Source organism: Dellaglioa sp. BT-FLS60 (assembly GCF_054941065.1).
On record NZ_JBSOLI010000031.1, the window covers coordinates 72,286 to 85,719 of the forward strand.

The 13,434-nt window shown below is 31.9% G+C and carries 16 protein-coding genes; 3 read left to right on the forward strand and 13 right to left on the reverse strand.

The features are described from left to right. Nucleotides 1-4: 4 nt before the first annotated feature. The 8 genes from ACVQ8P_RS03710 to ACVQ8P_RS03745 all read right to left on the reverse strand — a co-directional run bounded on the left by ACVQ8P_RS03710 (nt 5) and on the right by ACVQ8P_RS03745 (nt 4,700). Nucleotides 5-385 carry a hypothetical protein gene (locus ACVQ8P_RS03710; protein ID WP_462297574.1) on the reverse strand — a complete coding sequence of 127 codons (381 nt, stop codon included), beginning with the start codon at nt 383-385 and terminating at the stop codon, nt 5-7. Next, nucleotides 363-578 carry a hypothetical protein gene (locus tag ACVQ8P_RS03715; RefSeq protein WP_462297575.1) on the reverse strand — a complete coding sequence of 72 codons (216 nt, stop codon included), beginning with the start codon at nt 576-578 and terminating at the stop codon, nt 363-365. Before ACVQ8P_RS03715 ends, ACVQ8P_RS03710 begins: the two co-directional genes overlap by 23 nt. Next, nucleotides 571-1,329: a phage terminase small subunit gene (terS, locus tag ACVQ8P_RS03720; protein WP_462297577.1), complete on the reverse strand. Its 759-nt coding sequence runs from the start codon at nt 1,327-1,329 to the stop codon at nt 571-573. The genes ACVQ8P_RS03715 and terS overlap by 8 nt, the downstream gene beginning before the upstream one ends. Nucleotides 1,330-1,425: 96 nt before the next feature. Beyond that, nucleotides 1,426-2,205: a hypothetical protein gene (locus tag ACVQ8P_RS03725; protein WP_462297578.1), complete on the reverse strand. Its 780-nt coding sequence runs from the start codon at nt 2,203-2,205 to the stop codon at nt 1,426-1,428. 162 nt (nt 2,206-2,367) lie between these two features. Further along, the gene (locus tag ACVQ8P_RS03730; protein WP_462297579.1) at nt 2,368-2,913 is read right to left on the reverse strand and encodes a hypothetical protein; all 546 of its coding nucleotides are present in this window, start codon (nt 2,911-2,913) and stop codon (nt 2,368-2,370) included. 19 nt (nt 2,914-2,932) lie between these two features. Then, a complete protein-coding gene (locus ACVQ8P_RS03735; protein ID WP_462297581.1) occupies nt 2,933-3,775 on the reverse strand; it encodes a hypothetical protein in 843 nt (280 codons plus the stop codon). Between the two features lie 137 nt (nt 3,776-3,912). Next, the gene (locus ACVQ8P_RS03740; RefSeq protein ID WP_462297582.1) at nt 3,913-4,293 is read right to left on the reverse strand and encodes an ArpU family phage packaging/lysis transcriptional regulator; all 381 of its coding nucleotides are present in this window, start codon (nt 4,291-4,293) and stop codon (nt 3,913-3,915) included. 212 nt (nt 4,294-4,505) lie between these two features. Beyond that, entirely contained in the window at nt 4,506-4,700 is a 195-nt protein-coding gene (locus tag ACVQ8P_RS03745; RefSeq protein WP_462297583.1) for a hypothetical protein, read from the reverse strand. Between the two features lie 1,037 nt (nt 4,701-5,737). On the opposite strand from ACVQ8P_RS03745, the gene ACVQ8P_RS03750 reads away from it, so the two are divergent. Beyond that, nucleotides 5,738-6,424: a sunset domain-containing protein gene (locus ACVQ8P_RS03750; RefSeq protein WP_462297584.1), complete on the forward strand. Its 687-nt coding sequence runs from the start codon at nt 5,738-5,740 to the stop codon at nt 6,422-6,424. Further along, nucleotides 6,424-7,287 (forward strand): DNA/RNA non-specific endonuclease, encoded by an 864-nt coding sequence (locus ACVQ8P_RS03755; RefSeq protein WP_462297585.1) that lies wholly within the window; start codon nt 6,424-6,426, stop codon nt 7,285-7,287. Before ACVQ8P_RS03750 ends, ACVQ8P_RS03755 begins: the two co-directional genes overlap by 1 nt. A 126-nt stretch (nt 7,288-7,413) precedes the next feature. Here ACVQ8P_RS03755 and ACVQ8P_RS03760 read toward each other — a convergent pair whose 3' ends face one another. From ACVQ8P_RS03760 to ACVQ8P_RS03780, 5 genes are all read right to left on the reverse strand, one after another. Beyond that, nucleotides 7,414-9,102: an alpha-glucosidase gene (locus tag ACVQ8P_RS03760; protein ID WP_462297587.1), complete on the reverse strand. Its 1,689-nt coding sequence runs from the start codon at nt 9,100-9,102 to the stop codon at nt 7,414-7,416. Nucleotides 9,103-9,133: 31 nt separating this feature from the next. Continuing rightward, nucleotides 9,134-10,525 (reverse strand): SLC45 family MFS transporter, encoded by a 1,392-nt coding sequence (locus ACVQ8P_RS03765; protein WP_462297588.1) that lies wholly within the window; start codon nt 10,523-10,525, stop codon nt 9,134-9,136. Nucleotides 10,526-10,686: 161 nt separating this feature from the next. After that, on the reverse strand, nt 10,687-11,655 hold the full coding sequence (locus tag ACVQ8P_RS03770; RefSeq protein ID WP_462297590.1) for a LacI family DNA-binding transcriptional regulator: 969 nt from the start codon (nt 11,653-11,655) through the stop codon (nt 10,687-10,689). Nucleotides 11,656-12,392: 737 nt separating this feature from the next. Next, nucleotides 12,393-12,602 (reverse strand): CsbD family protein, encoded by a 210-nt coding sequence (locus ACVQ8P_RS03775; protein ID WP_462297591.1) that lies wholly within the window; start codon nt 12,600-12,602, stop codon nt 12,393-12,395. Between the two features lie 33 nt (nt 12,603-12,635). After that, nucleotides 12,636-12,833 carry a DUF378 domain-containing protein gene (locus tag ACVQ8P_RS03780; RefSeq protein ID WP_462297750.1) on the reverse strand — a complete coding sequence of 66 codons (198 nt, stop codon included), beginning with the start codon at nt 12,831-12,833 and terminating at the stop codon, nt 12,636-12,638. 231 nt (nt 12,834-13,064) lie between these two features. On the opposite strand from ACVQ8P_RS03780, the gene ACVQ8P_RS03785 reads away from it, so the two are divergent. Continuing rightward, nucleotides 13,065-13,421, forward strand: coding sequence for a hypothetical protein (locus ACVQ8P_RS03785; protein WP_462297593.1), 357 nt, complete (start codon nt 13,065-13,067; stop codon nt 13,419-13,421). Nucleotides 13,422-13,434: the final 13 nt, after the last annotated feature.

Below are 13,434 nucleotides of genomic sequence, written 5' to 3' on the forward strand. Positions count from 1 at the left end.
TTCTTTAAACCTTTCGCAAGATGATCACCTCTAAATCATCAAACCAGTTTTCACCATGAATAACACTATCAGGACCTTTCTTAGCACCCCTTAGATAATTAGCTGACCAGCCATGTTCATTCTTTAATTCGCTGATTGTTCGTGGGTCTTCACTATCAGCTATCGTTTCATGTTGAAAGAACATCGCTTGTTCTGCTTTAGAAGCTTGTTCTCTATTAAACATCTTGACTCCATGAACTTCACGCATGGCATAAATTTGGAGTCTTGTCTTATCATAATGCCATTGAACACCAGCAACTGGATCAGTCGCATATCCAAAGTCGAGACCTTGTCTGATATTATCGAATGAATTAAATTCTTCATCAGATATCTTTCTGAATACCAACTTTACGGACAACTAACGCTGATATAGGCTTCTTCTTCATTAATAATATAATTGTCATTGCGATGTGCGTTGACTTAGCAGAACCACGGCCACCTTTTTCGGTATATCGCAGATATCTTCCTGATTTAACATCACTCCATAATGAGTAGAACGCTTTATTAAATACTTTCTTAAGCGTTAATACATTACTCATTATCATCACCTTCTTCAATGTCGTCTATATCATCAACAATAAATGTATGCTCATTTGTGTCAACTTTAGTTTCAGTCTTAAGCTTCGTAATTTGTGATTCCATTAATTCCAGTTTTTTACGTCTCATATCTGATTCATCAGCTAGCATAACAAATTGTTTAATCAGGTTAGATAACGTCCCCATTGCCCTTGATTGCGCTGATAAGAATGACGCCTGTTTATCCCAAGCATATTGAAACTCTCTAGTTGCTTTAATCTGGATAGGATTACCCTCTTTATCGACAAGTGTCGGAGCAATCTCTGCTGACGTTTGATTAGATGTTTCATCAAATTCATCTTTAACATACATAATCTTCTGTGATCTAATGATTGCAGCGTACTGAATCATAATGTTATTCCAAATAATATCAATCGGATTACTGTCGTATATTTCACTCATTAAATCTTTTGTATCATCTGGCAGCCATTTAGCAAATAACCCATGTGATACTGCATTTTTATTATCAGGAGGTGCTCCCCCATGATTACTCTTTGCGTTCTCATTATCCTTCATTGAATCGTAACGCTCCGTTTCGTTTATCGGAGCGCTCCCTACGTTTTCCGCCTGCCATTTATCTTGTGACTTCCATTTTCTGATACTCGAACTAGACACACCTAACTGCTCGGCAATCGTTGATAATACTACCTTACCGTCTGATTCAAGCCACAGTTTATATGCTTCATCTCGCTTAGGATTCCTTGCTCTTGGCATCCATTCTCACCACCTCGCTATCTGTGTTGTTTTGTAATCTCCTTCTATTTTGGGTATTAAAAAAGAGCTAGATTATTATCTAACTCCTATCATTCATCATTTTAGAACAGACTTGTCAATTTTATTTATCATGTCCATAGTATCAGCCACCGCTTTATGGAAACCATTCCAATATTCTTTTCTTTTATCTCCGTTTTCATCTGTATTTCTAAGATCTTCCCAATGATTTTTCAAAAGAAACCGACAATATATTCTGACTTTTTCAGATTCATCATTTAAAAGAATTCGCTCCTTTTTAGAATTTAAAGGGCGCTCGTTTGCAACCTTTACGGTTTTTTCGCAAAATTTTATCATCGTATTAGTCATATCGTCAAACGTTTTATTATTATGTTCTTTTAATTCTTCAGGTAATAAAACAGTTATATCATTTACTTTAATTTTCATTACTTCATTTACGTTAGTCCGGCAAAGCATTTCATCTAATTTACCTGAATTAGTTAGCTCATTCATTTTATATATTGTTAATTGCTTTTGTCCATCTGAACTAAATATTTTTATTTTGTCTAATTCAATTTCCTCTTTTGATCCCGTTAAATTATATATCATTAATTTAACTAATTCACCTTCTTGTAACTTTTGCAAATTAATTGTTCCTTCTTTTGCATTAATTTGTAACGCGGTTCTTAATAAATATATATCTGATAATGTCATTTTATCTTTAGCTGCAACATCAAAAAGTTTTTCACGCCATCCTGATTTACTATCTAAAGAATCTCTCAATGTCATAATTAGTGTTTTTTTCTGTTCATTAGCAGATATACTTGACACTATGAAAGAAACCACTGCCGCTATCACTGCTGCTAAAATAGTATTCATCAACGTCCCTCCTAATTTAATACTAAGACTAATATTACAGGATATCTGCTCTTGTAACCAGTACTATTTAGATATCAAAAAAGCACTCACAATGTGGATGCTCGGTTATACTACTACGGTATCTATTTTTAATATTTTTTTAGTGGTTACGATTTCAGTTAACTAATTATTATTGTCACCTTTTTCAAAGGTAGCTGACAATAATACATGCTGTACAACTTCACCAATTAAATATACTGTAAAATTAATACAGTACAGTACTAACCATAACCATCCTGTATATAGTAAAATTTTTAAATCACCAGTAATTTTATAGGGAATGATGTTTATCATAATAGATATTACAGTTAATAAAGCCCATAAACTCGCTCCCCATCTATATGGAAAAATAAATCCTTCAAATGTTTTTTTATCACTTGTAACAATTAAATGTAAATTTTTCTTATTATAAATCACAATTATAATTGCTATTGCTGCTAATATCATAGCAATAGCTCCAATTCCTGCTGAAAAAAACACCATACTATTTTGCTTCATAAATAGTGTAAAGTGCTCTTGTGAAGTTTTATCATTCCACACGCTTATAACAAATAATATTGAAGTTATTGCTGATAGATATATACTCCAATTAAAGAAATGTTTTTTAGAAACGACTTTCATCAGATGAATCATTTTAGACCTTTTATATATTTCATCGCCTAACGTCATACACTCCACCTTCTATCTGCTACTCTATTATGTCTTTTTTTAATTTCTCTATTGCTTTAATATCCTTTAAATCGCTTTCTTCTATTCTAGCACTAACTGGAAATTCTTTCGATTTAATTGATTTTGAATGACGCCTATTTCCAATTCTTGCTTCAATTGAACCAAATCCTTTTTTCATAATTTCTAATAAATTTAAAACTAATTTTGACTTACTTCCGTCTTGCTCATAACTTTTTATTCCTTTTTCTTTATTTTCTATCTCAAATTTTCCAGTAGATGCATTATTATCCAATAAAATATCACTAATGCTATTCAATGTGTCTGGATCATTAGGGACTACATAATTTAATTTTATTTTTTGTATAGTATCAGAAAATAATTCTGTTTCAAATTCATCAACCCTTGTTAGCAATTGTATATTTAAGTAGCCAATTTGTTCATCGTTATGATCAAGAAGCATTTTAAAATGTTCAAAAGCTTCTTCATAAGAAATATCAGTTTTAGTCTGACATAACAAAATTTCAGTTTCAATAAAATAAAAAAAATGTACTTTTTCTGCCTCATCTCTAAACGTTTTTTGAGTCCTCGCACCCACCAATTGTTCAATAGAACGTTGGAATTTTTTTACAATATCACCAGATAATATATCATCACTTATTTGAACAATGTTAGCTAAAGTCCATTCAATATTTTGAATTTTACTATTTTGATTACTTTTTTGCTTTATAAATCTATTTTCTTTATTTTTGTTATCATATTGTTTTATTTTTTCTGGAATCAAACTCATCTTAATTTCTTTAACATTTTGATTAAAAATATTTCCATTAATATTTATTTTTGAACCATAAAATTTTTGTGCCATAAAATCTCCTCCAAATATTTATACTCGCATTCACTATTAAACAGTAAAAAAGACAGGTAATCAATACCTGTCTAACGCGTGTATAAATATTTAGAGTTCTTGTTAAATATTCTAGTTGTCTAAAACATCTAACATTATCATTTTACTACCTTTTCAGTCTCATTGTACTCCGATGTCACTCTCATCACAGTCCAATTTTTATATACTTGTAAATTTTTTATCTGCTTAGGATATCCTTCCGCAAAATATAAAAATGCAGCACCTTTCAATTTATAATATCGGCTATTACTGTACCCTGTTATTTCTATAACTGCATCAGCGTATTCAACCTGTGCAGCTTCTCTACCATTACCATATTGAGAACTACCAGGCATATCACTGATAAGCGGTGACTTAATATCTAATCGTGACATTCTAGCTATAGTAAGGTAATGATCTAAATCATCACCAAGAAATTCACGTACCTTTTCTTGCGTCTTTTTAACGTCAACATCAAAATTTAATTGTTGTTCAACCATCAACTTAGCCACCCCTTTAGTATGCTATAATTAATTTACGCGATTGATTACAGCTACCTTCAAGAGGTGGCTTTTTTTGTGTCTACTTTTAAATCTAAAAGAAAAAGTCCCACACGTTTACTGTAAACTTCATCAATATAATCACTGAAAAAATAATGACGAATAATATTACTAACAACTCTAAAAATTCTGCTATTGCTTTAAGCATTTAATCACCCTATCCCGATTAATGTAATCTCTCTGATTACTTCGTTCTTTTCTTCAACGGTTAAATCATGTACCGCATTAATAATCACGCTGCCTTTTTCGCTAAAATGATTATTGAATCTGATAATTTCGCTAACGACATCGTTATTTGATACACATTGTAATAGTGCATCACGGTATATTTTCTGATTATTCGTCATCTAATACTCCTCCACTAATTCCTAATAGTTAAATCATCTAAAATGACGGTACAATCTTCGCTAATCTGACTTAGCACAAATGATGTTACAATTTTAACGAATGACTTGTTCCAACTACTCATATCAGGCAAGGGAAACATATTGGCGTCATATGCCTGAAAGAATAGCTCATTATCAGCCGTTTCTTTTTCATTTAGTAATATCTAAACAGTTTCCATACCTTTTCCATAAGATAGTCCACCCTTATATTTTTCAATTAGATCTGTTCTTTTATATGTCCTTATTGTCATCTGTAATATCCCTCCGTTGATCCCAAATAATATAATATTCCATCAATTCGTTCGTTAAATTCTACCAATTTTGTATAAGTTAATAGTTGTTCAGTTCCGCAATGAACCCAATCATTCGTGCAGCTTATCACATCTGAGTCATATCCATAATCTCCATTTAAAAATATAATTTTACTTTCAATTTATGCAATTAAATCTTTCATCTGATACTCCTCCAGTAAATGTAAATTATTAACGCTAGTGCTCCGATTGTGCATGCTACTGCCTGAGTGTATGTCATAAGACAGTCCCACCTTTCATTCTTCTATCCAGCTGCCTAATTAACTTATCCTTAAAGTTTTCTCCACTCTTCGTCAGTTAATAAACTAGCAATAAAATTTGCCTGTTCAACTAGATCGTATGCTTCTACAGTAATTACACTTTTCATTGTGGATTTAACTCTAACCATGTGATGATGTGTGTCTAAGTTCATTGTCCTGGTTAGTCATATTAGAACGATTTAAAAAAACACTAAAAAGCATAAGATGCTCAAAACATTTTGCGTTTTTTTGTGCTTAACTATTATGGCATAATTTATTATTTTTTCTTTCCTATCACATCTTTTACAGTCAGCATCAAATCAGCCAATATTCTGGTAATTAAGCCTACAATTAGATTATTTATAATTTTTTGAAAAGCATTTTTTTCACATTTATGATATAATTCTTGCCGTTCACTTTGAACTAAAAAAACTCTGGAGGGGTTAACATGACCACATTTCTAACACTATTATTTTTAATTTCATTTGGTTTTATCATCTATTACGTTATTAAAAGATTTCTAACAAAAAAGAAAGATATTGATACATATACTAAAATCAAGAACCGTGTTTGGTACGCTGTCATTGTATTTATAATTTCATTTGTAGCAATAGGCATAACCAGTGGCTCTGATTCTACTCAATCTAAGGCCCCTGCTCATACAATCGTTAAAAAAGTTGGAACTGCCGATAAGAAAAAAGCAGAATCTAAATATGAATCGATTAAGACAGAAGTTTCTTCAAAAAAATCTGAAGCTAAATTACTAACTGCTAAATTAGATAAAAAAGAATCTGAAGCCCAATCTGAAAGTATTCAAAAAATTAATAAGCAAAAAGTTGTAGCTGCGTCTAAAACTGAAAGTTCTCAAAAAGTAAAAGCTGCAGTCCCTAGAACCCGTACTACAAATTCAGTATCCCATAAACAACAAACGAGACCACAACAAAATTCAGCCACTCCTACTCACACTGATGCCAACGAGGTTACTACTGGTGGAGAAACTATTATTGGTAACATTAATTCTAAAATTTACCATGTTCCAGGCCAAGCTGGCTATCATATGAATTCAGCCAATGCGATAACATTCCATAGTGAGCAAGACGCACAAAATGCTGGATATAGAAAGGCAAAAAGATAATGAAAATTAATAAACACTTATTAACAAGCACTCTAATTTTATCAGTCATTTTTCTAGGTATCAGTCATACTCCCGTTGCTTTAGCAAAAACAGGAGATCATATTACATACGATTATACTGATAAAAAACAAGCTCAAAAAATTAATAAAAAAACTGATAAAGAACAAGAAAAACTAGACAACCTTAACCAAGAAATTAAAGATTTAAAAGCTAAGTTAGCTAAGTATGATGAAAAATCAAAAAAGAAAATACCCGCCACCAAAATAACACATAAGAAATCTAAAACACCAACCCTTTCATCTTTAAAATATAATGGCACAAATGAAATCCAAGTTAATAACAACAAGCCTAATTTCAGTAAAAACACCTTATCTACTAGTAAAGGGACATGGGAATCATATAGTCATTTAGATCACCTAAATCGTGCTGGTGTCGCCAACGCAATGTTAAATAAGTCATTAATGCCGACTGCAAAACGTACGGGCTTGACTTGGGACCCTACTGGTTGGAACAATAAACGAATTAGTAGTGGGTGGTTATATAATCGTAGTCATTTAATTGGTTATCAGCTAAGTGGCCAAAATAACAATCCCAAGAATTTAATTACTGGTACTCGGGAACTTAATGCACCAGAAATGCTCGCTCATGAAATGGATATAGCGACTTATCTTAAAGAACATCCTAATAACTATATTAGATATCGTGTGACGCCTATCTTTAAAGGAAATGAACTTCTTGCTCGAGGTGTGCAAATGGAAGCACAATCCATCGGCAGCTCTACTATTAAATTTAATACTTATATTTTTAATGTAGAAGCTGGTGTCACCCTCAATTACAACGATGGCACTAGTAAACTAAAATAAATGAAACGGTCTAATCCCTTATTCTCTTAGGAATTAGACCTTTTTTTGTACCCATTTGAACACAAAAAGTGCGCCATATTCGTTAGATTTTATGTCTAACACTTATGGTACACTTTAAATTATCGCCTATTTGTTATTGATAATGATTGCTTGATAAGGTTGCAAGTTGTACATTCCTTGACTAATTTTAGCATCAACAGCAATATTTGAACATAGTATTAATGCTGGATTCAATAATTCAATTTTTTGCTTATCATTTGATAAATTAACTAAAATAATAAGTTCCTGACCAGCCATCACACGTTTATACCCAATAACATCATCAGGTATTCCCATTATTTGCTGTAATTCACCAGAGATAATCGTTTCATGAAATTTAGGATTATTACGTAAAGTTGCAAGCTTACGATAGTATGATAATACTGATTCTTCATCATTTTCTTCGTCAGCGACATTGATACCCTTACGATCATTACCCATTTTCACCCATGGTTCTGTATTTGAAAAGCCTGCATATTCATCAGAATTCCATTGCATGGGTGTCCGTGCGTTATCACGAGATTTCTCGTTAACCAGTTCCATAGCTTCGGTTTCAGAATACCCCTCTTTTAATGCCATCTGATAATTATTAACAGTTGACACATCTTTAAATTCATCAATAGAATCACGGTGCATATTCTTCATACCAATTTCTTGACCTTGATAGATAAACGGAACCCCAGGTAAGAAATAGTACATCGTTGCTAAAGCTTTTGCAGCTGTTGGTGTTTGATCTTCTTTGTTAACAATTAATTTAGAAATTGTTCTAGGTTGATCATGATTTTCCAACACATTAGCACTAATCCCATGTGCATTTGTAATTGATTTTTGACTATCAAAAATAATTTTTTTCAAATCAGAAATAGTCCAATTTGAGCGTCCTTGATACCACTCATCAACATTTTTAACTTCAATATTTAAATATGAAAAATCAAATATCATTGAGAAGTACCCGTTTTCACCAATATATTTAGGTAAATCTTTAGCAGGAACACCATACGCCTCGCCAATCGTAACCGCATCATATTTATCAAACGTTTCACGCTTAAGTTCATCCAAAAATACATCAATTCCTGGACGATTTTGACCTTTTTTAATAACAGCGACTAGGCCATCTTTACCATCTGGCTCTAAACTTGCCCAATCAAGATCTTTTTTCAAGTGAGTAATTGCATCACAACGATACCCTGCCACACCTTTGTCTAACCACCAGTTAATCATATCGTAAATCTCACGACGTAATACCGGATTCTCCCAATTTAAATCGGGTTGTTGCTTAGCAAATGTATGAAAATAATACGTCCCAGGCTCATCAGGGACTTCAGTCCAAGTTGAACCACCAAAAATTGATCGCCAATTATTAGGGACTTTACCATCAGTTGTCGTTTTAAATATATAATAATTACGATATTTGCTATTTTTATCTGCTAATGCTTTTTTAAACCAATCATGTTGATCCGATGTATGATTAATAACTAAATCCATCACAATTTTAATACCACGTTTATCACATTCTGCTAATAATTTATCAAAATCAGCCATCGTACCAAATTGTGGATCGATTGCTTGATAATCAGCAATATCATAACCCATATCAACCATTGGTGATTTATAAATGGGTGATATCCATAAAATACTAATTCCTAGTGATTTTAAATAATCAAGCTTTTGAATAATACCACCAATATCACCAATCCCGTCATTATTCGTATCTTGAAATGAACGCGGATAAACTTGATATGCAATACTATTTTGCCACCATTTTAGTTCAGCCATATTAAACGCCTCTTTATTTTTAATTTTATACCTATTTATTTCCTTCTGCTGCTTCTTTTTCTGCTTCTTCAGTTTCCGCAGAAGTTTCTTTAATAACCATTACTGATACAGCACCAAGTAACAGCATAATTGCTGAAATCATTAGCATTTTAGGCATACTTGAACCAAGCAATGGGAATAAAGCAAAACTAGCAATAGATGCTACGATTTGTGGTAAACAAATTGACCCATTAAACAATCCAAGATAAGTGCCCATATGACTACCTGAAAGTGCATTTGTTAACATAATGAATGGAAAGGCCATCATTCCAGCCCATGCAATACCGATTAATGTAAATGAAACAAGTAATGCCATTTGACTATGAATAAAGAAGATTGAGCCAAATCCAATAGCTCCAAGGAATAAGCTTAAACTATAAGCTAATTTGTGCTTGTCATTATGAATTTTAGATAAAACAAGTGACCAGACAACGGCTGCGATTGATTGAACAGCTGATAAAATACCAAACCAGTTACCAGCAGATTGAAATCCAGATGATGCAGCATTAGTTGTATGCCAAACGTTGACTGCAACGGCACCAGTTCCATATGTCCAAAGGTATTGGAATCCAATCCAACAGAAGAATTGTACTAATGTAATTGTCCAGAATACTTTTGGTGCTTTTTTTAGAAGTGTAAACATGCCTACTTTTTCAGTATTGGCTTCTTCAGTAATACCATGATATATCGCGTATTGTTCTGGCGTGTATTCTTTAACCTTAAACACGGTGAACAATGAACAGATAATTAAAATAATTGCTCCAACATAAAATGAAACAACAACTGATTGTGGAATAACCCCATTTGGAGCCACATTTGAAACACCAATAGCTGTTAAAATAAATGGAAAAATACTTGCTAATACTGCACCAGTATTAGATAAAAAACTTTGAATTGAATAAGCAAAACCTTTTTGATCTTCGTTAACCATATCCCCAACCATCATTTTAAAAGGTTGCATTGCCACGTTTGAAGACACATCCATAAACATAATTGTAATGGCTCCAAACATCAAGGCTGTCATTGAACCAGCCCCGAAACCAAAACTACCTGAATTGGGTAATAAACACATAACAATAACGGCAACAATTGCACCTACCAAAAGATAAGGTATCCGACGTCCAAGCTTAGGCATCCATGTTCGATCTGAGTAATAACCAACAATGGGTTGTACAACAATTCCGGCCAAAGGTGGTAATATGAAGAAAAATCCTAATTTAGTTGGATCCGCACCTAATGTTTGAAAAATTCGTCCCATATTTGAACTTTGAAGTGCAAATGCCATTTGAACACCTAAAAATCCAAAACTCATCATCCAAATTGTACTGATCGGTAAGGTTGGTAATTTAGCAGCTTTTACTGCTGTTTTCTTTGTATTATCCATTATAATTTCTCCTTATCTATATTTGATAATAACGTTGAACGTCTTCAACAATTTCTATTATGCAACCGCTTGCACTAAAATGCAAGCGGTTGCACGAAATTAAATAAAAAAAGCGAAATTTCTTTCGCTTTTCAATCTTTTTATCATCTTAATCAGACTTATCAAATAACCTTGTGTGAAACAATAACAGAACCTTGCATATCCTTTGAAAATACCAGTTTCGCAGCTTCCTGTCCTAATTTATTCGGATATAAATCTACACAATGAAAATCATTGTTGCCCATTCGACTAAATAATTGATTATTATTAAAAACAATTACTGGTATTTCTTTTTTAAACGTTTGTTTCCAAAAATTTAAAAAAGTAAATCCTATCATATCATCAGCGGCTACAACACCATCTAAATCAGAATGGGCTTTAATATACGCAATTAACGCGCCACTATCATCATTCCCGTGTCGTAACCCTAAGTTAATACTATTATGTTTTATTTTTAAATGATTAGTTGCCTGCGTAAATCCTTGTTCTCGTTGAATTTCAAAATTCCAATTTTTAGCTGATTTAACATATAATATATTTTTAGTGCTATATTTTTCTACTAAAAATTTAGTCGCATCAAAACCTGCTAAAATATTGTCATTATTGACGTAAAATTTAGTCTCAGAATCTGCTGACTCGCCAATAACTACATACTTCACACCTTTTTGAGTTGCCAAAAATTGTGTAACTACGTCATCTGTTTTTGAATACAATAAAATAAACCGACGTACCTGCGCCTCAAGAACCATCGCCTGAACATTCGTTAACAAGTCTTCATCTGTTTGTCCCATTGCAACAGACATCACATATTTTCTAGGGGCTAATTCTTTATTCACCCCTCGCATCATGTCAATATGAAACGCATTTTCTTGATTACCCACTTTAGTCAGAGGGAAAATAACTCCAACGACATTGGATTCACCAAGACTGAGATTTTTTGCATTAGAATTAACACGATATCCCATATCGTGTGCCAGTGCTTGAATCCGATCACGACTTTTTTGACTGATACGTGGATTATTATTTAACGCTCTTGAAGCTGTTGATACTGCTACATCGGCTGCAGTGGCCACGTCACGAATTGTTACCATTTTATTTTTACCTTCAAAATTGTTATTTAATGTTCCCTAATTTTTGAATCTTTCTATTTATGGATTAACCACATTATTTTATAGTTATGTTTAAATTTAAGAATACTAGTTTTCCTACTTAACTGTCAATAACTCGGACTTATTTTAAAGACTTCAGAATTACTTTTCCAAAAATTTTGTTCATTCTTATCTCTTACTTATCCATAGATTTAATTTTTAACATTTCTTATTTTTACTTTTTAATAAATACTTACTTCCACATTCCCCGCCTGAATCATTCACATCGTTACTACAATCATTGCTAACCATAAATCTCCAATAAGATACCTGCAATAAGTCTATTAATTAGATGTATTTAATAATATATAACATTGTATCAGTACAAATATCACACCTATTCTAAAAAATAATAGTCCATAATCTTTTTGAGTGGTATGAATAGATGTAATAATCTAATCTATTTCTCACTGTTGGATATGACACTCCATATTCAACTACTTTTTTTTAATAATCCTGAGTTTATAACAAAACTTTTTATAAATTTTTTACTTTCTTCTAATAAATCTAAAAACCAGTCTTCATTGTTATCACCCATTAATTTTATTTCCATTGTCTTCGTTAAATAATATATATTACTTAACGTCATGACTGTATCTATTTCCTTAATTTCTCTAACTAATTTACAAAAAAAGTGTACTGCTTTCAATAAGCAATACACTTTTCGTAACAACTAATTGTTATTTCTTTTTACTTTTATCCATAACCTTATCTATTTTTTCAGCAACATCATCTTTAACATCTTCTAATTTTTTTTTAGCTTTCCCAAATAAATCTTCCGTTTTACCTTTAACTTCTTCTTGCTTATCATGTGTTACTTTACCTTTAGTTTCTGTTACTTTACCTTTAATTTGATCTTTTTTCGCATCTAATCTATCTTCTTTTGTCATAATGTTTCCTCCTTATATGTGTTATATCTAATTTTAATTATTAATCTTGTTAAAAAAACTAACTGAATACAAAGCACTGATACCTACAAGAGTATAGACAACTCTAGAAATAACAGACGCGGCACCTCCGAATAGAAAAGCAACAAGATCAAATCCAAAGATGCCTACTAATAACCAGTTCAAGCCACCAACAATCAATAATCCAAGCAGAATATTATTAAGTATTTTCATCATTTTTCCCTCCTATCTATTATTTAGTACACTCTAACCATATCATACCCACAAATATAATCAAATTATATGATTATAATAACCATTATTTAATTCATATGGTTAATTTTAATAAATATCGTTACTTCATTTATATTAAAATAAGGTATAATTAAATCAAGATTATTATTTTATGTCTTACGACACAACTCATACAAATAAGAGACACCAACTAATTAAGGAGAACATTTCATGATACTACCTAAATATTTATATTTACCCTTCAAATGGATTACAGCTTTAGCCTTGCTTGATATTGCATTTTTATTTGGTTTTAACATTTGGGGCGCAGTAGGGTCAATTCCCCTAGTCTTATTATTAGTTGTATTATGTATTCTTTGTTTAATACAACTAATATTACTATTTTTCTTCACAAATCATATTAAAGTTCAGTTAATCATTAGTAGTTTAACCATTATTTTAGATATTGTACTTGGTATAACGTTGATTTCTGATTTTTCAGCACTCTGGTCTCTACTATTAGTAGCTATTATCTGTTCACTCATTTCAATCACATTATCCCAAAAAATTTTCATTATAGCACCATAATAATAGATCGCAA